Source organism: Sulfitobacter sp. M13, from assembly GCF_053474885.1.
On record NZ_CM130281.1, the window covers coordinates 1,892,892 to 1,917,557 of the forward strand.

A 24,666-nucleotide genomic window follows, 5' to 3' on the forward strand; every position below is an offset into this window, starting at 1 on the left:
GCAGACCCACATTGGCACATCGATGCCGTCGGGGGGGGCGGTCACATCATCAAAGCCAAGTTAACCTTTTCGTATTGCCTTAGCTGCCGATGGACCGCCATTCGGGGATGACAGTGAACCATTGATCGAGGCAGATCTTGCCGTGCTGATCTTCGTCGCTGTCGGTCTTGCGCCAAGAGACGAGGGCAAACACCTCGGCATAGAACTCCTCTCCGGCCACACCCGGCGAGAAGCCTCTCTGCATCTTGCCGATCCGATGCAGCCCATTCTCGATAAGTGCAAAGACATGCCAGGGATTTCGATCCCGTTGGCTCTGGGTTTTCTTAATCAGGACGCGATCACTGGGCTTCAGCCCGGAGATGACGGCCTTGGTCTTTTGCCTGTCGCTCTCGTCGGAATAGCACCCCGGCCCATCCCAGGCCGGGAAAGACAGAAAGACATCCCGGACAGAGCAGGGGATCAGCGGTGCCTTGGCTTGAGCTTCCAGTGAGGGTCGGTGCGGCTCAAGATCGAGCGGCGAGAGGTGCTCCGACCTCTCTCCCGAGATCAACCGCCTCGTCGGCGCCATGAAGCCCCCTGTTGTCAGGCTCAGGCTATATCGGGCCCGGGTGGCGGCAACATAGAAGAGCCGTCGATCTGCGCCAGTGATCGACAAGCCGTGAAGCCAGTCGCAATCGCAGATGACGACATTGTCGAACTCAAGGCCCTTGGAGCTGTGCGCGGTGAGCACCATCACGCCGTTCTGCTCGGGCCGCCAGCCATGCGCCCATTCGACGAACTCCTCAAGCGCCAGGCGCGGCGAGATCTCCGCCGGCTGTTCCTCGGCAGCCTCGCTTCTCTCGGAACTCCACTCGGGGCCTTCTTCGTGCGCATCCATCTGGTCACGCAGGTAATCCCTGAGCCATTGTGCCACGGCACGCGCCCAGAGGCTTCCATAATGCCGTTCCAGCCAACCGGCGACCCGCTCGATGTCCTCCGGCAGGAGCACTCGGCCTACGCGCTCCTTCTTCTCGAGCCACTCCCTGACCCGGACAGCTTCCTTAACGCGCGCCATGGGCACGAGCCCCTGGAGATCACGCGACACCTCGATCCCGGCACCCACCAGTGCGCGCTCGACCACCGGTATATGCGCGCGCCGGCGCACCAGCACGGCGGTTGATGCCCAGCGCCATTTTTCCTTGCCTACCGCTGCGCGCAGGCGGAGCAGCTCGGCTGTCGCGAGGGCCGCGTGGCTGTCGATGGTTCGATCGGCATTCTCAAGGATCGTTACCCGACCAAGATCTGGATCGCGCGGTCGGTGATAGCGACCTTGCAATGGATCATGGGCCCGGTCTGGATCGATTTCGATCTCCCGGGTCTTCAGGCGATCGGAGCAGTGGGAGATAATCTCTGCCGCACAGTGCAGGATGGCTCCGCTCGAGCGGTAGTTCCATGTCAGCTCAGGCATATTCTTGGGCGTGTTGAACAGCCGGTCGAAAGCGCGGATGTGCTGCCCGCTGGCACCGCCGAAGTCATAGATATTTTGGTCATCGTCTCCGACCGCAATAAAGCGGACATCGACGAGGTCGGCTGCGCTGCGCGCTTCGCTCGCGGCCTTCTTCTGACTCTGCTGGGAGATCTCTTTGATCAGCGCGAAGGAGTCCGCAGTTACGTCCTGAAACTCGTCGACGAAGACCCAGCGGAAGCGCCGCAGGATGAGGTCCGAGAGATTGCCGCCGTCATCGCGTTGCTGGGTGAGCCGCGCACTGGCGCGCGACAGGATGCGATCGAAGGCGCTGGCCTTGCGCCCGCTGTCGGCCTCGGCGTCGGTGAGCCCGACTTCCTCGCCCACCGCGTCATCCGAGAGCTCTGCGAAGGACTGGCCGAGCACCTGCAGGGCAAAAGAGTGATAGGTGTAGACCGAGACGACCGCGCCGCGTCGGCCAAGCGCGGACTTTGCACGCAGGCGCGAGCGGATCTCTTCCGCGGCTCTCCGGTTGTAGCACAAAGCCAGGATCTGGTCTGGCGGCACGCGCTCGACGCCGACGAGCCAGACGATGCGTTCCACCAGCACCCGCGTCTTGCCGGCACCCGGGCCGGCCAGGACCAGCAGATCTTTCAGGCTTGTGTCGTCATGCACGATTTTAGATTGCTTTGCGTCGAGCCTGCTGCGCAGTTCAATCTGCCGCTGGACCGGGGCAGGGCGGTTTTCACGGACCACCTTCAGCTCTTCGCCCTCGAAGAAGGTCGCGAGGCTCTCCTTCGACGGTGTCGCGAAATAGGATTTTAGAAGCTCGGCCGCCTCATCCGGCGCATCGAGCACCTGCCGGGCGTATCCGTCCATGAGGTGCAGCTGGCGGATCTCTTCCTCCTGAAAGGCCTCCACCCCGGTGCGGAACATCTCCTGAGTGTAGGAGCGGACGGTCAGATTGGTATCGCGCGGTGCGATCTCGACGCAGACGGCCTCACTCTTGCTGTAGAGCCCGGCCGAGATGTCGAGCGCCTTGATCCGTGTCAGAAGGCGCAGATGACGCCGCACGAGCCGCTCTGCTGCACCCGCCGCGAGCCTGGAGCCGTCCGGAGCGCGCCAGGTCCCTTCGACATCCATATCGGAACTTGCCACTTCTTCAGCGAGATGATCCGTTTCGATACGCAGGTGGCGCTCGTCGTCCGCAAGCTTTTCGAGCACCTCGAAGACGCGTGATGTCTGTGCACGGTGTTGTTCGAGCCGAGCCCGGAGGCCGTCCGGCTCGAGATCGGACGCGTAGATCGTGAGCTGTCTCGTCAGGTTGGCCGGCGCCACCTTGACGCTGATGAGTTTGAGTCGGCGTAGCTCCTCGAGGAGTTGAAGAGCCTCATTGGCGGTGAGGCGCACGCCTTCTTCAACCTCGCTCTGAACCTTCTGAAGAAGCGCTGCGAGCGTGATTTGGAATGGCCGCGGCGCGGGCTTGTCGGGTTGCTCGCCTTCCTCGACCGCCTGGGTGTCGTCGAAGCTGTCCTCTTCCGCCGCAGCCCGGGCCTCGAACAGGTTGATGATGACTTCGACCACTGCGTTGCTCTTCTCCGCCCAAGTCGAGATGAGGCGCGGCGCAATCCGCGCACCGCCGAGCTTGATGTCGACGGTCTTGTCGAAGTGCAAAAGATTACGCCGGTCCCGGAGCGCGCCCACGGCTTTGCGCACGACCTTCAATCGCCCGGTTTTTCGCAGACCACAGATATCTGCGAGCTCCTCAAGGTCGTCGGGCAGCTGGGGTTCTTCCCCCCTGGCCGCCTGGGTGGAGAAATGTTGGACGATCCGGGTCTGGATACGGGTGAGCCCCTTGGGATCGCGCTGTAGCGCGTCCAGAACCTGACTTTTGACACGGAGATGGGAAAATCCGGATTGCAGCCCGACCTTGCGAATGAAGCCATGGGCCTCGAGTTCATCGACGATGCGGTCGACCCGTGATCTCTGTAGCTCCTCGGCGCGCACGTAGGTCGAGTCCTTCAGAAACCCCAGCACATCTTCAGCGACCACTTGGTAGGGCAGTGAGATCGGAGGGAAGCGGTTGGTCTTGCGCTGCACGCGGCGCTGGATGTCGAGCACATAGGCCAGGACAGCATCGATGTCTTCCTTATGGAGATGCCCCTGGGCGCAAACACCAAGGCGGCGGTCATGCTCATCGGGGTCGTGCAGGAGAATGCAGGTGGCTGGCTTTTTGTCGCGCCCGGCGCGCCCTGCTTCCTGGGCAAAGGCTTCGAGAGAGCCAGAGGGTCCGGTATGGAGCACCAGACGCACCCGCGGGCAGTCGACACCCATGCCAAAGGCGATGGTCGAGACAATGACCTGTAAGCGTCCCTCGGCGAAGTCGCGTTCGACTCGCGCCTTGTCCTCCGGGCTGCGGTCGGCGTGGTAGAACTCCACACTGTGGCCGAGGGCGTCAAGACTGGACGCTATTTGCTGAGTGTCTTTTCGGCTGTAGGCATAGATGATTGCTTGGCCACCTGCGGGCAACAGCTCCGGATCGCGAAGCATGTCGCTCAGCTGCTCGTGCGTTTCGCCGTTACGGGGCAGCACGCGGTAGGTGAGGTTGGGACGTTCGGCCCCACCGTCGATCACCGCGAGCGACCGGCCCATGCCGGTCTTAAAGGCTTTCTGTATGTCTTTCTGTGTCTCGGGCCGGGCGGTGGCGGTCACGCACAGGAGGGCGGCCTTGTCGCTGCCACAGGAGCCACACTCGGCGATCCACTTTGGCGCGCGCCGATAGTCGCCGCGAAAGCCATTGCCCCAAGCTGGAATGCAATGCGCCTCGTCGAAGACCCACATGCCGATGCGCCGGCTCTCGAGCACTGAGCGTGTCGATTTGGAGCCGAGGCTTTCCGGTGCGAGGTAGAGGAGGGCGATCCGGCCCTCGCGGATGTCCGAGAGGATCTCGTCGCGAGTTACGACATCGAGATCGCTGTGCAGCCGCGCGACGCCGGGCAAACCTTCCTCTTCTGCCTTGGCGGCCTGGTCCTCCATTAACGCCTTGAGAGGCGAGACCACCACGGTGAGATCGCCGGTGCGTTCGTGATGCTCGAGGGCGGGCACCTGGAAGCAGCGCGACTTACCGGTGCCGGTGGGGAGAATGCCCAAGGCGGAGCGCCGAGCCAAGGCTGCGTCCATCACGCGTTGCTGATAGGCAATACCCTTCCCGTCGAAGGGCGGCTGGAAGCGCGGGGTCTCGCCCTCGACCGGCGGAAACCACCGGTTCATGCTATGGAGCGATGTATCATGGTCCCGGCAGCGGCGGCAGCGGGACTGGCTGCATCGCCGCTTGCCCAGCTCATCCAGGGTTTCCTGGAAGCCGAGCTCCCCCTTTAGGAGCCACTCGGCCGGTGCCGGCCGCTGGTCGCGATGCCGAACCCAGCTCAGGGCCCAAGCCAGCGGCCAGCCGTTCTTTGCCTCGAAAGCATGGAGAAGCTGGCCGTGCAGCCCGCGCATGCAGACCTGGCCCTGAAACAACCGGATGATCGTGTCGATGATCGGCTTGGCCCCCGTCAGATTATCATCTGAAGGAGTAGAGGCTCGCCCCAAGACGGCATCGAAGAAGGCCGCGTAGCCATTGTGGCTTGCGCCGAGCCCGCACAGCCACCGCAGGACCTTGATCCACTCGCGATCCATCGTCTCGAAAGCCAAGACCTCGGAGCGAAGGAGGGCGATGGTCTCCAAGGTGTCCTGAACGGGATCTGCCAAACCTGTCTGGGCAAGGTAGGGCTTGTTCAGCGCATGCGACTTGAGGGCGGGAAAGGCGAGAGGGCTGAGCCAGATCGTATCGATGAGCTGAAGGTCATCGAATGATCTCCGTGTCAGCGCTTCAAGCTCAGGGAGATCGTGGATCGCTGCATTGTGGCCGATCGCGAAGAGATGACTACGTAGTTCGGCCTCGATTTTCGCGGCCGACAGTCCGCACTTGTTAGCGGCCTCCTCTGGCTCAGCGTCGGCAGGAAATGCGGCGGCGTCACGAAGACGCCCCAGCCCCTTGGCGTCATCGATGATTTCGAGATCGAAGCCAACTGAGGCGGAAAGTAGGTCATCAATGGTTGCATTTGGCGTCGCCGAAGCGGTGGTGCCACTGTGCTCCCTAACTACTTGAAACCCGTCGGACAAAAAACGCTTGAGCAAGTGATACCTCCATGGGGGAGGAGATAGAAACTACAAGCCGAATTCAATCGAAAAAGTAGGTTGCGACCAAGTATGGGTGAAGGTCCGGTATGGGGAAGCAGCGCTGCGGCAATGGTGATCTTGAGTAATGACCGCTATGGGCCGTTTGCGAAGATAAACACAAGGGGCGGGAAGCGGCCCTTTGCTACACCATGCATAGATGTCAGCTGTGCGGGCAAAGCTGCCGTTCGAAGCGGCCGCGCCAAGGTCCGCTTCCTCGATCAGTAAAATAGGGATTTTTTTTAAGCAGACAGATCACTACTATTGCTTTCGAAAGCTCGCATTTAGTTTCAACGGAAAAAAGGAGGATTTCGCCCCTATTAAGACCGTGGCGGGTCTTCATGCGATCCCCGTAAACTTGGTGAACAGCTCTGCTGAGCCGACTACTGTTATGTCCCGCTTATCGCGGTGTCCTGGCATCGTCGGCGCGCAGGCCAGATTTCGAGAACACCTGCGCAGAGCACCAACGCACCGCCAACAAACTCCAAAGGGGAAAGTCGCTCCGCGGCGATCAATGCGGCAGAGGCGGCACCCACCACGACCTCTGACATCAACAACAACCCGACGCGCGCAGGTTCAAGCCGAACCGTCGCCCACATCAGGCTTGCGATGGAGATGCCCCACCATAAGCCACCTGTTGCCAAAGCCCAACCAAGCGGTTTTACGATATCACCACCACCGCTCGGCAACGGGCTGAAGATAGGTGCAAGGATCAGCGCTGTGATTGCTGCGCCACTGGCAAAAATGAATGCTGAGGGGCCCGGGGTCAGATCTGATTTCGCACGCATGCCCGTCGTGCCTATCGACCACAGGATACCGGCGGCCAGCGCCATCCATTCTCCCATCCCGCGTGGAAGAGGAAGCTCTCCTTCCGCGCCGAGCATGATAAAAAGCCCAACCAAGCCCACCAAAATTGCTGCCAGTCGCAGGCGCGAAATGGGCCATCGCATAACGTAACGGCCGATAAGGGCGCTCCAGACCGGCGTCAGGAAGTAGAGAAGGATGATGATGGCCACGCGTCCATATACAAAACCTATCGAATAAAGAGCAAAAGCCGAACCGCCCAAAGCAATTGATGCCAGCGCAAGTGGATCGGCCTGAAATAGCTGTTGGCGTTTATGATATGCGACGGGAGAAAGCAGCATTGCGGCAGCGGCGGTGATTGCCAGCGTTCCCCAAGCCCCCAGCAAGCCAAGCTCGGCCAGCGCCCTTACGGGTATCCAGTAAAACCCCCAAATAGCGCCAGTAAAGACAACAATTAGCGATGCCATAAGCGGTGCTTGCATGTTTGTCATGGCTTCATCTTTCATTAAACAAAGGTTAGAATTTGCGTCACTATCGGTATACTCGCCCCTATATCAATTCATTTGATCTTCAATATGAAGTTAGATTATCTTTCTTTTATGCCGGACTGGTTACCCTCCCTCAATGCGCTGCGTGCCTTCGAAGCGACAGCCCGCCACCTGAGCTTTGTTCTGGCGGCACAAGAGCTGCACGTTACGCCCTCGGCCGTAAAACAGCTCGTGCGGAAGTTAGAAGGCGCTCTGAACGCGCCGCTGATAGAACGGCATGGAAGTGGCTTGCGTTTGACTGCGGCTGGTCATGCAGGATTAGGCAACATTGGGCAGGGTTTTGACCAAATCGCGCGCGGTGTTGCGCAAATACGAACACATGACGGTCGAAAAAGGTTGATCATTTCTGCGGAACCGTCCTTCGCTACGGCGTGGCTTGTCCCTCGGTTAGATCGTTTTCGCAGGGCGTTCCCTGATGTTGATGTGCTTATCGATTCTTCACTCGCACTTGTCGACCTTCGCAAGGGCACGGCAGATGTGGCCATCCGGTTCGGGGCCAGACCTGAGGATGGTTTGGTCGCGCAGCGGCTATTCGACGAAGCACTTTGCGCCTTTTGCGCGCCCAGCCTGACCCAAGGCGAGGGCGCTATCCGGTCTCTTGAAGATCTTGATCGGGTTCCGCTTATCCATTGGGACTTAGCAGATCTTGACTGGGCCAAGGCGACACGGACTTGGATGGGCTGGAAGCCTTGGCTTGACCGGCTTGGGGCCGAGCATATTGACAGCAGTCGAGGGACCAAATTCAGGGATTACAATCTCGCCGTTCAAGCGGCCATCGCTGGTCAGGGTGTAGTGCTGGGCAGCTTGCCTGTCATGCAGGATTTCATATTATCAGGACTTCTGGTTCGCCCTCTTCGGGAAAAAGTCGAAACCGATATTGGCTATGATCTCACGGCGACCATGGCAGCAATTGAAAGGCAAGAAGTGCGAGACTTCATCAGCTGGGTCACGGATGAAACAAACGAAACGAAATCTGCAATCACATGTGCGTGATTTACATGTTTACCGAAAGCAGACTTTAGCCGCACGACAGAAAATCGGTCGAACTGGGCTCGAAGCGGACGTGTCGCTTAGAGGCTTTGAAACGAATAACTGCAAAATGAAATGCAAAGGGCAGGCATGGCACCAACGCTATATCATCTTAGCTGAACCGCAGATCTTTCCCATTACGTGAAACCACCTCACATTGCTGTCTTTCTAAAAGAGCTTGTCGAAGATATCCTCCATCTCCCTTCCTGCAGCGGCGAGCGCTGCTTGCTTGGCTTGATCGCCGGTGTACTTCTTCCGTGCTTGCTGGGATGTGTGATCATTCATAAGCATACCGGCCAACGTCGCATCCTCGCTGATCGCAAATACAACATCGTAAACGATAGACCTGCAGATATGCGCGCCTGTTCCGAATTCCCTCGACCAGATCTGAGAAACATAATTTTCGGATACTGATAATCCATTGGGGTGGACGAAAAGGGGCCACTCGTCTTCTTCAGCCGTGGCTCGCAGTGCGTTCAGGTATTTTTCGTTGTCATCTTGTAGCAGCCGCGCATCCACAAAGCCTTGGACGCTCGGATGAACCGACCCCGGATAGGCCTCTCGTCCAACCCGGTGCCGGGTTTTGCGAAGTTTATAGTCGCGCAAACGGTAGCGTCCCTCTGCCCAAACTAAATCACGGCCGAAACGCAGATCGTGCCACTCCCTTCGAAGTGGCGTCAGCGGTGGTATTGCAATCGCCATCGCACGGTTGCGTTGAATGTGACGTTGTGCAGGATTTTTGTATTTTTGAACTTGGTGCCGAATATTATCGGCACGAGGAAGGATTGTGATAATGTCGATTTTTGCGAGAGCAGTAAATTTCTGCGAAGTCACTATATCTGAGCCATCACGCAGCTTTTTTAGAAGCCGGTTCAAGTCTTCGATAATCTTTGGTGAAAATCCTTTTGAGAGCTTTATAAATTCCCGGAGGTCCGAGAATGTTGCTACGAGCGTTGAGGGGCGCAGAGGTCTTCCCCTGTTAGAAATCCGTGTCGTCTCGTAGACATAGAACGAGTGAAGTTTCGCTGTTTCAAATTCCAGCGCCAAGCCGTTTTCATGAAGAAACCAACCGTACTGGCAGACCTTGCGCGTCATTCGCTCGTAGAGATCCGAGACCAGCCTGATCTCACCGCCTTCCATGCGGTTCCGAATAGAGATAAGATGTTGTTGCCAGCATTCAGGAAGGTCTTCGGGATACAGAGAGATCAGACGTTTATAGTCACGACGGGCTTCTTTTGAGATGCCGGCAAAACGCACGCAGGCAGTGTGCATCTCTTGTGCCACGCGCAGTGCTGCAAGCGGCGGTGCGCCAGTGCCATCGGTCTTGATCATAGCTTTAATAGCATGATCAATTGCTGACGCGTTTTCATTCAGGCGTGCCCAAACATGGCAGTCGGATGGCGTGAGCTCGGGGCAGTTATGTTGGGTCATGAATTCGATCAAACTGTCGAGTGCCCATAGCTCATTGAGCGGCATGCTAAGTAGGACGGGGGACGCCGCATTCGGTTGCCAATGCGGTTTCGAAAGGATTGAGTGTCTGTTCATTTTCCGGCGAGCGCCTCTGCGAGCAAGTCTTGAACTTCCTCCAGTTTCTGCTGCTTGTCGATCCAGCCATAATACGTATCCAACACACCCACTGAGCAGCCCAAATACGCAGCGGCTCGGCCACGATTGCTCCATGATCGTGCCAGAAGCAGGGTTGCAAACCCGTGCCTGAAATTATGCGGAAACATTGGTAGACCAATTTCGGCGCTACTGCGGGTCAGCCACTTGTATAGCATCGCACCGGCGACAGGGTTAGGCGACTGTTCCGAGACAAAGAGGTGTGTAGCCATCGGGCATTCCAGATGTTTACAAAACTTGGGGTTGGCATAGTTGAAGAGCGGTCGCGCGGTTTTCAGATACCAGTCCAGGACCTCGTACCCGCAATATTTATCATCCCTGACGTGAATGGGGGGCAGATCAACATATGCGCCCTTCATATCTTTCTGCGCGATCCGCAACTCAAAGATTCTTTTGTCGCCTGTCGTCTTTCGGAACAAGTTCTGGTTTACGCCTGCGCATTCGATCGCAAGGGCGCTGCCTTTTCTAAGGCCCGCCCCGCGGATCTCGAGAGCGGAAAAGGCTGCGCAGCTTGCAAACCGCCTCGCATCGCGGAGCTGCTGGATAGAAAGGGGTTTGTCTGTGGCGAGGATATCTTGCGCCCGTTCTTTGTAAAGAACATGCTGACTTAGGAATATTCGGACATCGGAAGGATTGTGGATCAGGCGCTCGCAAAATACCCGGTTCTTGGGGGACATCTTTTTTCCGACGGTTTGTCCTTCCCGCAGGTGCGGATTTTTCTTCAGACTCTTAAGCCACTTCTTGGTCTTGAGACCGTTGGCATTGCCGATCTGCGCGACGATCCGTACGTAGTCTGCTGCGGTACGGAGACTAAATCGGGGGTCCTTTTCCGAAAGACCAATCCAATGCCGGATTGCACTGATGCGGATCTCGTTACCGAACAAGTGATCGAGACAATCCAGCGAAGCCAGATCCGCCTGGTTCGTTTCTTGGGCGGCGCGGGCAAGTGCTATCAGCGCGGCCCTGTAAGTCGTGGCCGTTTTCTCGTTGAAATTCTCCGAACAAGATTCCGATACATCGTCGTAGGTGGTACGGTCGAAGCGCGCGTTCTCGACCATGTCGGCGATCATAGCACGGACGGGGTCCGGGACCGGTGTGCACGCGGCCGGAACAAGATATGCCGTGTCGTAGCCTGGCGGAAGATGCGCAGCAATCACTTGAAATGTCATTAGGCGCATAATCGCCTTGAGGGCGTTCGATGACTTTACCTGTTCATGAAATGGCATCGTTTTGAGAAATCCTGGCACAATTTGCGGCGTTAAATCTATAGGGTCGATCCCGGCTGCTCGCGCCTTATCTGAAAACGTCCGTATGGCTGCAAATGTAGCCGGATACACAGGGCCTCGATCTTTTGATAGTTGATCAAGGAGGATTAGAAACGGGGTCCAGCCATCATCGCGGGCGCGAATCTCAGCTTTGGCACCGACCATGCCGAGCGTTGTCTTGATGCGGCGGCGGACAACTTCACGCCACTTCGCGTAGCTACTCTTCGAAGACCAGAAATTACGATCCGCTCCTGGCAATGGTCCTCCTCCAATTTCTTTCAGCAACGGAAAATGATCGTCAAACCACTTGAGAATATCACCACTGAAGGCCGATAGCGGCGTATTAAAAAAGTCTCCAATGCGCGCGATGCGGTTGCGTTCAGTTTCATCTTTGGTTTCATCGAAGACCGTTTGCATTGTTTTTGCGACGGGCAAAATGGTAGCTGTTAAGGCTGTCTGCGATGCGCTGGAAAAAATTCCCATTTAGAAATCCTTTTTAGGAGGGTGTTGCACAGCCGTCATGCCGGCTGTGCGTTTGCGTAGTTAAGTGGAATTTAGGGTCGGAATATGCCTTTAGGAAATGTGCGTGATTTTCAGATTTTTTGTTTCGAGAGCGATGAAATATTCTTTTAACTGGTCGGAGGGGGATATTGGCCGCTTAGCGTGCATACGAAGTGAAAATGCGCGCTGGAGTCGAAACTATCGAAAACTAAGCCACGCCTTATGTTTCCGACAGTTTCGCCTCGACCGGGGACCCGTGCGTGCAATCGCCTCCGTGTGCGTTGGCACCGGATCCCGTGCAGATTCTACCCGCGGAAGCTTGGCGAGTTGCATGATCCGCTGCATTGGAGAACAAGCCACCATCGCTATTGCGTGCGAAAATGGGCGAGGCTTTCGATGTGCTGTGTTGCGGTTCTGAACTCGGTGCCGCACCATCCGTAACCGTAACCAAATTGGAACTTGAGGACGCGAGCCTGTTGGCTACATCGGCGATGATGTAACGGACACGGCCTTGCATAAGGATACGCGCTGGCAAGTCGCGTTTTACTTTAAGCAGCGTGTCAATTCGCGATTGCGGGACGTTCAGGTTCCGCGCCAGACACGATGCTGCGACAGCATGGCCCATGATCGGCTTAAGAGGATCCCACGCGTTTTTCGGACTCGACAGCATTTGTTCGATCTGAGCGCGGAGCATAACGTGACGGTTGGGCCCAAACGCGTAGAGCGGCGGGTAGCTGTTGCCTGGTGCGCGAAGCCTGCTCAAAAGGTGGTCGCTGGTTGTGCCGAAACGCTCTGCGACCGTACTGATGCGTACTAAGCCTTGCCCGAGCATTTCTTCCTCAGCGGTGGTGGCGGGCTCCAAACCCAATAGATGCACATATACACGCATCATCGGGTATTTAGCGCCCAGTGGTGCAATGCCGAACCGGGCAAGGAACGGGCCGATCTCATTACGCGACAGAGTTGACCACTTGTGCAGTTCGAGACGGGTTGCAAAATGGAATTTCGATAATTGTAGCAATGGCATCTCCTGTTTTTCAGGAAATGGTGCTGATTTGGACGATACGGGAAAATATCATCCACGAAAGTGGGAGGCACTGACCTATAGCAACCCGATCTGTCTGTCGCGCCAGTCGCGGATACACTGTATATGCAATCGAGCCGATTGTGCCCGCATGAAGCATTGTTCTTTTTCGATTAAGTCAAGATAATCGTCGTCGACCAGTTTGCCAGGCGCAGGATCATCTCCGCGCGAACAAACGCCGAAGGTCCGTAAGCATCGCCACACGAAATGCCCAGCCTCTAAAAGCTGTTTTGATCCGCCTTCGAGTGCCGCTTCAAACCTACGTGGAAGGGGTAAATGGGCGTTCTTTAGACGTGCGCCTATCTGGGGCATCGGCCCGAGACGGTCTGAAGGCAACAGTTTGGTCTGTGCAATGCCTACTGTGTCATACAGTGCGTCAAAGTTAGTTACCGCACGGTTCCATTTGCGCCGCAGGTCCGGTCGAAGAGATCGCTCGTAAATCCACGCCCATTCTCTGTCCAAGTGCCATGGCTCGAGCCCTGTATTGGCAGCAACGCTCATCAGTGTGTCTATCGGATTGTCTGCGCGCGGAATGCCTGCCGCTACAATTGCGACCTGTAAGTTTTGCCAGCCAACTGTCTTTATCCGGTCAAGACGATCTGCGAGTCGAAGTAACTCTGTCCGGTAGTGCGTCAACTTCTGTTCGTGCGTGGCCATGGCCTCCGCGGTCAAAGCACGCCATGGAATGGCAGCGTAGTCTGCTGCGAACTTGGTTTTGTCGGGTGTCAGGGAATAAAGGCTTCGAACCGCGACGATCATCGCTCTCACGCCGTTTTTGGTATATCCTGCTTTTTGCGCGTCAGACCGCAGTGCGTTCTCAAGTGCCTCAGGTAGGTTTCCGCTTTGACGCTGGAGCCAGTCTCGCTGGTCGCCGATGGTAGGTCCTGGCAAAAAATCAGGAAGCGCTGTGCGCAATTGGTCAAGGGATGCGAGCCCCTTTAATAATTTGGGCGTTTCGCGGGACTCGAAGGCTATCGTAAGGAACTGTTTCGCAACATTTTCATCGACCTTAGCAGGGGGCACCGGCGGTTCAGCATTCTCTGCATATCTCCTGATCAACAGAAGCCCGGAGAGGTCGACGCCATTCACATCAGTCGCTTGGGCGCGAGTGATCAAACTTTCCCAAGGAGAAAGACGGTTCGTATGGGCGAGAAATGTGCGAAGAACGGTCTGGTATGATCTCAGTGTTAGATCAGCGAAATCAGGGAATGTAGTTTCGAAAATAGACTGCGTATATTCGAAAGAACTGTGGCCATCAATTTCATACCCAGCTTTAAGAAGTTTGCTGAGGAGCCAGCGTAAATCTTGTATTCGTCTCGGGCTTGCAGAGCGGTTTTGGGCAAATGAAGCCACCTCTGCCTCGACAAAGGCCGGCAGCACAACCTGCTTTCTTCTTGTATGTGTTGGCTGAGATTCAGGTTTTGGCACATATATCTCGGGTCGCCGCACCCGATCGGTAGTGACGTCTGCATGCACGAACGCAGAATTCGTGGTGCGAAGCAATGAGAGAAGAGCGCTCAGATAAAGAGTAGCGGTGCCTGAAGAAACCATCCTTTGCACGGCCGCGTGGTATCGCGCAGCTTCCGCGATTCCTAAAGACCAGCCAGGACGTGGTCCATTCACGCAAAGTATGCCGAAATCCACCCCAAGTTCAAACGCACGCCGAGCGTGAAGCGCGTAGCTGATAGGAAGCTGTCCAATTACTATCGCCAGCGCTTTCGGCAGCTCGATGCGCACCTTGTCGCCGTCGCGGTAGATTGGCATGGGCCCTATGTCTTCGGAACAAAGGATATTTGCCGCTAAAACCCGAGGATCGGACCTCAAACGATCGATAGTCGAAAGAGATCTCCTAAAGACCATCCTTTTATCTCCCCGTAGAGGGCGATCAGCAACTATTGCTTGGTTTCGCGTCAGATCACGTAAGGCCAATCCAGGGAAGAATAGTTCAAATTGTTTTCGGTTCACTCCGGGAAGGCGCTGCTTTTTAGCAAGCAGGTTCAACAAGGTATACGGATCCTTTTCAGGCCAAGCGCCTGCAAGTTTGGCGTGCCGAAGAATGCTGGCTCGGCAGCGATTGTACAGTATGGCATCGCCGAAAGCTTCAACCAAATCGCCATTTGGGCTGTGTGGAAACCAGGTCGCGAAATCCTCTTCCGATGCGAGTACCTTGGCGTCATAGAATGCAGATCCAGTAACTGCCTTCGCAAGTTCGAGGAATGCCAGCGCAGACTGGACACTTGACGTGGGTACGATACCATTTTCAATGCGCTCATGCAGTTCGGCAAGGCTTAAAGTGTGTTTTGTTTTTTTCATGTAGTGGATATGTGTTCTTTTGGGAGCGACCGGAAATTCTGGCACTTCAATAGGAGTTTCAGTCACTCTATAGTCGCACTTAAAGTGACATTGATCTCTCCGCGGATGAATAGATTGCACTTGGAAAGCTTTTCATAAGCCAGCTTGAGACTTAACGAACGTCCGAACTCAGGACGTAGTCGCCGAGGGAATATCCCCGGCGACCTGCAGTGTGCAGTTGATCGGCAGATTTTGTCTTAGCCAGCATTGCGGAAGCGTGCATGCAGTTCACTGATCCGTGCGCCGTGCCAGCGCAGAGCCGCAGAAGCATCAAAACCTCGTTCGCTTGCGGCGCTGTCGGCGGCCTGTGACGTTTGATTTCCCAGAGCGCATTCGATCTCCTGAAGCGCTGTTTTGATTACTGCTGCATCCGGGTGCCGGCTCCCTAAGATACCATGCAAATCGCAGAGTGCGTCGGAACCTGCTGGTGCATCAAAAATACTAAATAGATCGCAAAGGGCATGACCGTGACGGCGTAAGTGGCGTTGGGTGTCCGCGATCCGGTCATATGCGGCCTGATTGGTGTTTTCTGTAATGTTGTTTTGCATGAGAAACCTCCTGTTCATGCGGGAAATCGACTGGATTGGGTGCCTATTCTTCGGCGTCACGATCACAGCATGGCTGGAGGTGGTCTTTTCGTAGCGTGTGCGTTTTGTTGGTTTCGAAGGGTGTCCTGTCTGTTGGTATCTATGAGATTGGTCGATTGCGAAAAGGACGAAGGAGAAAAATGTCGGGGAGCGTTTCTTTCTTGAACGAGCGAGCAGCTGACCGGGAAAGACACCGGAGGTCTTGGCATGCCGCTTGGTTAGGGTGCGAACACAGGGAAGAGGTATTGCTGGCGGATGGATCAGACCCCTCGGCCAATTTGAAAAAATTGCAAGTAACAGCGATTGCTAACGATATGTTGTGCCGATACAAAAATAGCAGTTGTGTGTGAGCAGGTTTCGCTGCCAGCAGTCTGCTGCATGTCCGAACTTATGCCACACAGTCAGTGTCAGAACACAACGACCACACTCAGTGGAAAGACAGACAAAGAGGTCCGGATAGCTGGATCAAATGCAGACGTTCTTATCACTGAGAAGGGGGCGTCGCAGAATAAGGAAGTGTAAATGAACCCCGTCGAGATCGAACAAGCTATCTCCGAACTCGCCGAAGTACCATTTGACCCAGCTGAATTCCCTTTTGCTTTTCTTGAGGCTTTTGGGCGCAAGCCGACCGAGGTCAAGAAGCTTCGCAAGGGCGACACGAATAAATCCGATCTGGGTGGCGTCCTACAGCGCAACAATATCCACATCGCCACCTGCGCCCCCGGTGCTGTCTCCGACACCCTCGTGGCGCTCAAAAACAGCGCGTCCACCACCAAGTTCAAAGCCAAGTTCATCCTCGCCACCGATGGTCAGGATTTCGAGGCAGAAGACCTGATCGGTGGAGAAACGGTCGCCTGCACATATCAGCAGTTTCCTGATCACTTTGGCGTCTTCCTGCCGCTTGCGGGTATCTCGACTGTCAAACAAATCCGCGAGAGCGCCTTTGACATCAAGGCCACAGGCCGCCTTAACCGTCTTTATATGGAGCTGCTGAAAGATAACCCTGATTGGGGTACCTCTGAGCGCCGTCATGATCTGAACCACTTCATGGCGCGGCTGATCTTCTGCTTCTTTGCTGAGGATACCGATATTTTCGGTGGCGACGACCTGTTCACCTCTACGATCGACCGTATGTCAAACCGCGATGGCAGTAACACGCATCAGGTCATCTCCGACATCTTCCGTGCGATGAACGTAGCGCCGAAGGACCGGACCGCCGCCAATCTGCCCCGCTGGGCCGATGCCTTTCCCTATGTGAACGGCGGGCTGTTTTCGGGCAGCACCGAGGTGCCGCGCTTTTCCAAGATCGCACAGCGCTATCTGAGCCATATCGGTGGACTGGACTGGACCAAGATCAACCCCGACATCTTCGGCTCCATGATCCAGGCCGTCGCGGATGAGGATGAACGCTCTGTCCTTGGCATGCACTACACCTCTGTGCCAAATATCCTGAAGGTGTTGAACCCGCTGTTTCTGGATGATCTGAACGCTGCATTGGAAGAGGCGGGCGACAATCGCCGCAAACTGGCCAACCTGCGTGCCCGTATCGCCAAGATCCGTGTGTTTGATCCGGCCTGTGGGTCGGGCAACTTTTTAGTCATCGCCTACAAGGAACTGCGCGCGATAGAGGCAGTGATCAATGAGCGGCGAGGGGAGGCGGACCGCAAGACGGACATCCCCCTAACCAACTACCGCGGGATTGAGTTGCGAGACTTTTCGGCCGAGATTGCGCGGCTGGCGCTGATCATCGCGGAATACCAATGCGATGTGACGTATAGGGGCCAGAAAGAGGCGCTGGCTGAGTTCCTGCCACTGGATAGCCAGAACTGGATCACCTGCGGCAACGCCCTGCGGCTCGACTGGCTGTCGATCTGCCCGCCCACGGGGACAGGGGTGAAGTTTCAATCCGAGGATCTGTTTCAAAGCCCGCTGGATCAGGCGCAGATTGATTTCGAGAATGAAGGGGGAGAGACGTATATTTGCGGGAACCCGCCGTATCTGGGGGCGAAGTGGCAGAGCGCAGGGCAAAAGGCAGATTTGCAGCGCATATTCGACGGCCGCACGAGGAGCTGGAAGTCGCTCGACTATGTGGCTGGCTGGTTTATGAAGGCTGCTGATTACGGGCTACATACCCCCACTGTCTCGGCGTTTGTAACGACCAATTCGATCAATCAGGGGCAGCAGGTGCCAATCCTTTGGCCGCTAATTTTCGAGACCGGGCATGAGATAGCGTTCGCTCATACGTCTTTCAAATGGGCGAACCTTGCGAGCCACAACGCGGGCGTTACCGTTGCGATCGTGGCGGTATCCAACCACGCCGGCGCGGTGAGGCGACTTTACGCGCTGAACAACGAGGGCCAAACAGTGGTAAAAGAGGCTGACAATATCAACGCTTATTTAGTGCCCGCAAACAACGTTGTGGTAGAGCCACTACGGAAACCTGCTTCACAACTGGGGCGTATGCTGTTTGGAAACATGCCACGAGACGGTGGCGCGTTCATTCTTTCAGAAGACCAACGGATGTCGTTACTCAACCAAGCCCCCGTATCCGAAAAATACGTTAAGTCTTACTTGGGGTCAGAGCAGATGATCCACGGAAAATCACGCTGGTGCATCTGGATCGAAGATGAAGACAAAGAGTCAGCATCTAAAATTCCTCAAATCGCAGAAGTCTTGGCAAAGGTTTCTGGTTTTCGATCTGGGAGTAACGCTGCATCAACGAAAGAATTTGCTGCTAAACCGCATAGATTTGTCCAGATTGCAGGAACGGCCCGTGAGCACTCATTGGCCGTGGCCAAGGTTTCGTCAGAAAATCGGGAATACATGCCCGTCAGTCTGTTTGGAAAAAGCACAATCGTCAGTGACCTTTTGTTCGCCCTTTACGACGCCCCGCTTTGGAATATGGCGCTGATCGCATCACGTCTGCATCTGGTCTGGATCGCCACAGTCTGTGGCAAGCTGGAAACGCGATACCGCTATTCCAACACCATGGGCTGGAACACCTTCGCCGTCCCCAAACTCACCGAAAAGAACCGCGAGGACCTGACTCGTTGCGCCGAGGATATCCTTCTGGCCCGCGAGGCGCATTTCCCCGCCACCATCGCCGATCTCTACAACCCCGAAACCATGCCCGAAAACCTCCGCGCCGCCCACGACCGCAACGACGAGACACTTGAGCGCATCTACATCGGCCGGCGCTTCAAGAACGACACCGAACGGCTCGAGAAGCTGTTCGACATGTACACCAAAATGACCACGAAGGTATCGGGATGAGCCTCGACAACAACGACGCCCATTTGCCGACATTGGACGATTTGGAAAGCCTGTTTGTCAACAATGCCGATCTGGACAATATTCGTGCCCACCTCAGTCGCTTCAATCCCATCAAAACCATGGGCATGGAACGGATGGAAATCCGACACTCCGCGATTTTGGGCTGGCTGTTGAACCCTCAAGAAACCCATGGGCTGGGCGACACCTTTCTCAAGGCGTTTCTGGCCCAGGCGTTGCGCGGCGATGACAGTAAGGCACGACCAACAGCGTTGGATGTCTCGCAAGCCGATATGCTGGACGCCGAAATTAGGCGTGAGTGGCGCAACATTGATCTGCTTGTTCTAAGCCCACGCAACGGCTGGGTTTTTGTGATCGAGAACAAATTCGACAGTGGTCAGCATAGCAACCAGCTGAAACGATATATGGACGTAGTGGATGCGACTTTCATGGGATCGGATAGCTTTCATTTGGTGCGCGGGATCTTTTTAACCCTTTGGGAAGAAAAGCCCGAAGACGATCGATACGCGGCAATTGAATACGGCACTATCTGCGAGTTGTTACGTCAGACCGCGTTGTCGGGTCGGCAGCCGTTGACGCCGGAAGTACAAACATTTTTGGAGCATTATTTAGACGTTATTCGAGAGGCGACAGGCATGAGCAATGAGCAGGCCGAAATGGAGAAACTGGCGCGGCAACTCTACCGAGATCATAGGCGTGCTCTTGATTTTATTGTGGAGCACGGGAAAAGCACGGATTTCTCTTTTGCTTGCGATGCTGTCTTTGGGGAGGACCTTGAAGACGAAGCAGAAATCAAAGTTGGAAAACAGGAATTCATTTTTAACCACTCGGATGCTCATTCATTCAGCTTTTTGCCAAAGGCTTGGTACGATGCATTTGGGGGTGATGAATATTGGTGGCATGGGTGTGAAAACTGGTGGGCAGGCTTCCCCCTCATCACTTGGGTCCAGCTTACAAGTGATGCAAATGGGGCCAGTGGTCAGGTTCGCCTATACGCGGAGGTTGGCCCTCTCAGCGATCATGACTTTAGGCGCGACTTGATCGCTGCCATTACGGGTGTAGCAAATAAGAAATCATTGACGACAATTGGTTTTCAACGTGGCGCGGCCGACGAGCACAAAAAGTATTCAAAGTTCTTTAAGAAAAACTTTTTTGCAGTCGATGACATCCATGACCACGACAAGATTGCAAACGCCATCAAGAAGGCGTTGAAGTCTTTCGACGCGGAGATGAATGCTGTTGCTGAGGTTTTGCCGCAGTTCCTACCGCACGGCCAGGAAGAGAGTTCGGAATGATTTGGTGTGCCAACCACGTAGTGGGTTGTAGCGAAAACGACATCCGACGGCTGGAGAAATTGTTCAGCATGTACAACAAGATGACCGCGAAGGTGTCTGCCTGATATGTTTACCGCCGTGCCCTATAGTGAGCTGAATTCACGCCAACAGGAAAACTACAACTTCCACAAAATCGCGGCGCGCATGGCCGACTATGGGTTTAACTGCATCCGTCTAACTGATGACTGGCAGGGCGCTGATTTCATCGCAGTGCATGTGGATGGAGAGACCTTTCTCAAGGTACAGCTTAAAGGGCGGTTGATTATCGACCGGAAATATCAGGGCAAGCAAATCCATGTAGCGTTTCTTCACGGAGGTACGGCCTATGTTTACGACCACGATGCCTTGGTACGTCATCTGCAAGGTAATGACCGGATCGGTGATGCCAGTAGGACTTGGCACGTGAAGGGCTTTCGCAGTTGGCCGACCCCGCCAGCTTGGGCGATACAATTTTTACAAGATTACAGGATTTCCCAATGACAAAAGCCGTTCCCTCTGTCTGTGTTTCCTATCCAGCCAATGGCAGCTCGACCACGTCCAACGAAATGGGTATGCGCGCCATGCAGGAACGCGCCTATGAAAAGCGGGGGGAGCAGTACCTGCTGATCAAATCACCGCCCGCTTCAGGGAAAAGCCGGGCGCTGATGTTCATCGCGCTGGACAAGCTGCACAACCAGGGTATCAAACAGGCGATCATCGTGGTGCCTGAGAAATCTATCGGATCGAGCTTTGCTGATGAGCCGCTGACCAAGTTTGGCTTTTGGGCGGATTGGACCGTCGCGCCGCGCTGGAACCTGTGTAATGCCCCAGGGGGCGATGATGGTAAAGTCGGGTCGGTGCGCACATTCCTTGACAGTGATGACCAGATCCTTGTCTGCACCCATGCCACCTTCCGCTTTGCAGTCGACAAATTCGGGATTGAAGCCTTTGACGACCGCTTGATCGCGGTGGATGAATTCCACCATGTCTCGGCCAACCCCGACAACAAGCTGGGGGCCCATCTCGGGGCCATGATCGCCCGCGACAAGCTGCATGTGGTCGCCATGACCGGTTCCTATTTTCGTGGCGATACAGAGGCTGTGTTGGGGCCAGAGGATGAGGCCAAGTTCGAGACGGTCACCTATACCTATTACGAACAGCTCAGCGGCTATACTTATCTCAAGACGCTGGACATCGGGTATTTCTTTTACAGCGGCTCCTATGCGGATGAACTGCTGAAGGTCTTGGAACCTGATGAGAAAACAATCTTGCACATCCCCAATGTTAACTCCCGCGAGAGCACCAAGGACAAGCATCGGGAGGTTGAGCATATCCTGGATGCTTTGGGGGAATGGCAGGGGACAGATGCTGACACTGGGTTTCAACTGATCAAACGGCCTGATGGGCGTGTGCTGCGGGTGGCGGATCTGGTGGATGACGAAGCCGCCAAGCGCGAGCGGGTTTCTGCGGCGTTGAAAGATCCCAAGCAGAAGAACAATCGCGACCACGTAGACATCATCATTGCTCTTGGTATGGCCAAGGAGGGGTTCGACTGGATCTGGTGTGAACATGCGCTGACGGTTGGCTATCGGTCCAGTCTGACCGAGATCGTGCAGATCATCGGGCGTGCCACGCGGGATGCCAAGGGTAAGACCCATTCTCGCTTCACTAATCTTATCGCGGAGCCTGATGCCTCTGAGGAGGCCGTCAAGGAAGCCGTGAACGACACCCTCAAGGCCATTGCCGCCAGCCTCTTGATGGAACAGGTGCTGACGCCGAAATTTGAGTTCAAGCCCAAAGTCGCCACCAATACGGCGCAGGAAGGTTTTGACTATGGTGAGGGCGGCTTCGATCCGGAAAAGTGCAATGTCGGTTTCAATGACGACAGCGGCAAGTTTCAAATCGAGATCAAGGGCCTGACCCAACCCAAGAGCCCGGAGGCCAGCCGGATCTGCGAGAATGATCTGAATGAGGTCATCATCGCCTTTGTCCAGGATAAAACCACCATAGAGCGCGGGCTGTTTGATGAAGAGCTTGTACCGGAAGAACTCACCCAGGTCCGGATGGGCAAAATCGTGCAATCCAAATTTCCCGAACTTGATGCGGAGGATCAAGAGGCCGTGCGGCAACATGCTGTCGCGGCGCTGAATTTCACGCAACAAGCCAAGCAGACCTTGCTGGGTGATGACCCAGAAGCGCAGGCCAACACGGCCTTTGTGACTGGGGTCCGGCAGTTCGCAATGAATGTCCGCGATCTCGATATCGACCTCATCGATCGCATAAACCCCTTCAGCGAAGCCTATGCGATCCTGGCAAAAACTATGAGTGAGGAAAGCCTGAAACAGATTGCCGCTGTCATCGAAACCAAGAAGATCAAGCTATCCCCGGAGGAGGCGCGTGATCTCGCCAAGCGAGCTTTGAAATTCAAGCAAGAGCGGGGTGTTTTGCCGTCATTGTCCTCTTCGGATGCTTGGGAAAAGAAGATGGCTGAGGGTGTCGCATATCTGGCCCGGATGAAGCAGGAGGCGATGTATGCCAAGTAATTTTACGGATAGCGACGATGCGCTCCTTGCTGAGCTCGGCGTGGAGATCGAGCAGAAGAAGCAGGTCAAAAGAACGCCGAGAGAAGAGCGGATCATCGCGGGTTTCGAGGATATTCAGAAGTTCGTAACCGACCATGATCGCTTGCCTGGACATTCACCAGACGGGGACATCTTTGAGCGGCTATTCGCGGTCAGATTAGAACGTATGCGCGAGTTGCCAGAGGCACATGATCTGCTTGAACCTCTTGATCATCAAGGTCTACTGAACGCACTGCCTCTTGCAGACCAAAGCGATGACTTGGATGACGACGCACTGCTCGCGGAACTCGGTGTGAACATCGCACCATCTCCGATAACCGAGCTGAAACACGTTCGATCCGCAGCAGAGAAGAAGGCTGCAGAGAACGTTGCAAATCGAGAAACATGCAAAGATTTTGATGAGTTCCAACCTCTGTTTGAAAAGGTCCAGAGAGAGCTGGACAATGGCGAAAGGGAGACTCTTCCATTTGAGCTGAAAGCTCAAATTGAGTCGGGACGGTTCTTTATCGTCCAAGGGCAGAAAGCTTACGTTGCTGAGATGGGGGAGGTGACCCTCACAGATCAGGGTCGGACAGATGCGCGACTTCGGGTCATCTTTGACAATGGCACCGAAAGCAAGATGCTTATGCGTTCATTGCAGCGCGCTTTGAACAATGATGATGCGGGCAGGCGGATCACGGAGCCTTTGGCTGGGCCTTTGTTCTCAGACACGCCGGAAGAGGGGGATGATACAACGGGGGCCATCTACGTCCTTCGCAGTAAGTCTGATAACCCGACGGTCGCCGCCAACAGACATCTGGTGCACAAGATTGGCGTGACAACTATGAGTGTCGAAAAGCGGGTCGCCGGGGCACAGCTTCAGCCAACTTTTTTAATGGCACCGGTCGAAGTTGTCGCGACGTATGAGCTTTATAATATCAATCAAACAAGACTTGAAAACCTCATCCATCGGATCTTTGACAGTGCAAGGCTTGATATTCAAATCGCGGACCGTTTCGGTCGCCCCGTCGTGCCACAAGAGTGGTTTTTGGTGCCGCTATTCGCGATTGATGAGGCGGTAAAAAAGATCAAAAAGGGTACGATAACGAAATACGTATATGATCCTCGCCAAGCCAAACTTATTCTAAGATAAGCCTGATTGCATATGGAAGTATCGAGGGCTGAGCGACCAGACATAGCAAACCTCTACCACTAATGCCGATCGCAGCCAGCGCGCCTTCTTCTCGAAGTCGTTGATGAGCAGGAATGTAAACATCGGCGCATGATTGAACAGCTAAGGTGCTTTAGGTGAATTTGTGCCAACGTCGTAGTTGTTTAGAACCAACGCTAATCGTTCAAATGGTGCATTGCGAACAAGTCTTCTGACGCTCTCGGGATCTCGGGGGCGGTCTCGACCGCTGACCTTTACCAAGTGCGCAACATAAAATAATCCAAAAATAGCGGTCACAACTGACGTTATTGTCAGGGCGAATTCAAATCCATTCATCGTATTGCTCCAAAGTTAAGTGTGGCCTTTGTTATATCTCCGCACTGAAATTTGGCAGCGAACTGGCCGTGTTTGATGCAGTTTTTGGCAGTTTAGCAGCTCTTAGCTTTGTAGACGTTGGCACTGGTATTTCGCTGCAAATCAATAACTTTCATCAAGACAGTATCGTTAAATTGGATATCGTGCCTGTGCTTACTGATCCCAGATGAATTGAAGAACGAGATTTCTTCGCTCATACCTTAACATGAATTTTGAACTGACGTTGGATATCTGTAAACGGTCTATTTTTGTGAGAATGAATACCCATCGTCATACTCGTTTAGCTTCGTGGAATGGAAAGGAAAGCAGGCTCTCGTTGGGCCCCACAAAAGCCTGTTTTCCTCGAAGCCGCCGGCCGTCGGTCTTCGCCATAGTTCTGAGGCGTTGAGCCTCAGACGGTTGCCTGGCCCCCAACGGGATCAGGCGGTTTCATGGTCGCCATGGCGACAAGTTGTGCGTTTGAACGAGATTTTAGAACGTTGCACGGTAATCCCCCCATT

13 protein-coding genes are annotated in these 24,666 nt (G+C 55.1%); 6 read left to right on the plus strand and 7 right to left on the minus strand.

Annotation, left to right across the window (positions count from 1 at the left end; translation table 11 throughout):
* Window positions 1-79: 79 nt before the first annotated feature.
* Both ACVBAU_RS09065 and ACVBAU_RS09070 read right to left on the minus strand, forming a co-directional pair.
* Window positions 80-5,623, minus strand: a complete 5,544-nt coding sequence (locus tag ACVBAU_RS09065; protein WP_448325829.1) for a RecQ family ATP-dependent DNA helicase — start codon at window positions 5,621-5,623, stop codon at window positions 80-82.
* 428 nt (window positions 5,624-6,051) lie between these two features.
* The gene (locus tag ACVBAU_RS09070; RefSeq protein ID WP_448325831.1) at window positions 6,052-6,957 is read right to left on the minus strand and encodes a DMT family transporter; all 906 of its coding nucleotides are present in this window, start codon (window positions 6,955-6,957) and stop codon (window positions 6,052-6,054) included.
* A gap of 84 nt (window positions 6,958-7,041) precedes the next feature.
* Here ACVBAU_RS09070 and ACVBAU_RS09075 point away from each other — a divergent pair, with 84 nt between their 5' ends.
* The gene (locus tag ACVBAU_RS09075; RefSeq protein WP_448325833.1) at window positions 7,042-8,007 is read left to right on the plus strand and encodes a LysR substrate-binding domain-containing protein; all 966 of its coding nucleotides are present in this window, start codon (window positions 7,042-7,044) and stop codon (window positions 8,005-8,007) included.
* 204 nt (window positions 8,008-8,211) lie between these two features.
* On the opposite strand, the gene ACVBAU_RS09080 is transcribed toward ACVBAU_RS09075, so the two are convergent.
* From ACVBAU_RS09080 to ACVBAU_RS09100, 5 genes are all read right to left on the minus strand, one after another.
* Complete coding sequence (locus ACVBAU_RS09080) at window positions 8,212-9,474, minus strand: hypothetical protein (protein WP_448325835.1); 1,263 nt, start codon at window positions 9,472-9,474, stop codon at window positions 8,212-8,214.
* Between the two features lie 110 nt (window positions 9,475-9,584).
* Entirely contained in the window at window positions 9,585-11,414 is a 1,830-nt protein-coding gene (locus ACVBAU_RS09085) for a hypothetical protein (RefSeq protein WP_448325837.1), read from the minus strand.
* Window positions 11,415-11,652: 238 nt separating this feature from the next.
* Window positions 11,653-12,453: a hypothetical protein gene (locus ACVBAU_RS09090; protein ID WP_448325838.1), complete on the minus strand. Its 801-nt coding sequence runs from the start codon at window positions 12,451-12,453 to the stop codon at window positions 11,653-11,655.
* A gap of 81 nt (window positions 12,454-12,534) precedes the next feature.
* Window positions 12,535-14,829 (minus strand): hypothetical protein, encoded by a 2,295-nt coding sequence (locus ACVBAU_RS09095; RefSeq protein ID WP_448325840.1) that lies wholly within the window; start codon window positions 14,827-14,829, stop codon window positions 12,535-12,537.
* 236 nt (window positions 14,830-15,065) lie between these two features.
* Window positions 15,066-15,416: a hypothetical protein gene (locus ACVBAU_RS09100; RefSeq protein WP_448325842.1), complete on the minus strand. Its 351-nt coding sequence runs from the start codon at window positions 15,414-15,416 to the stop codon at window positions 15,066-15,068.
* Between the two features lie 561 nt (window positions 15,417-15,977).
* Between ACVBAU_RS09100 and ACVBAU_RS09105 the strand changes: the two genes are divergently transcribed.
* From ACVBAU_RS09105 to ACVBAU_RS09125, 5 genes are all read left to right on the plus strand, one after another.
* A complete protein-coding gene (locus ACVBAU_RS09105; protein WP_448325844.1) occupies window positions 15,978-18,728 on the plus strand; it encodes a class I SAM-dependent DNA methyltransferase in 2,751 nt (916 codons plus the stop codon).
* Window positions 18,725-20,041, plus strand: coding sequence for a PDDEXK-like family protein (locus ACVBAU_RS09110; RefSeq protein ID WP_448325846.1), 1,317 nt, complete (start codon window positions 18,725-18,727; stop codon window positions 20,039-20,041). The genes ACVBAU_RS09105 and ACVBAU_RS09110 overlap by 4 nt, the downstream gene beginning before the upstream one ends.
* 105 nt (window positions 20,042-20,146) lie before the next feature.
* On the plus strand, window positions 20,147-20,560 hold the full coding sequence (locus ACVBAU_RS09115) for a hypothetical protein (RefSeq protein ID WP_448325848.1): 414 nt from the start codon (window positions 20,147-20,149) through the stop codon (window positions 20,558-20,560).
* Window positions 20,557-22,602 (plus strand): DEAD/DEAH box helicase, encoded by a 2,046-nt coding sequence (locus ACVBAU_RS09120; RefSeq protein ID WP_448325850.1) that lies wholly within the window; start codon window positions 20,557-20,559, stop codon window positions 22,600-22,602. The genes ACVBAU_RS09115 and ACVBAU_RS09120 overlap by 4 nt, the downstream gene beginning before the upstream one ends.
* Window positions 22,592-23,773, plus strand: coding sequence for a GIY-YIG nuclease family protein (locus tag ACVBAU_RS09125; RefSeq protein WP_448325852.1), 1,182 nt, complete (start codon window positions 22,592-22,594; stop codon window positions 23,771-23,773). Before ACVBAU_RS09120 ends, ACVBAU_RS09125 begins: the two co-directional genes overlap by 11 nt.
* The last annotated feature ends 893 nt before the right edge of the window (window positions 23,774-24,666 follow it).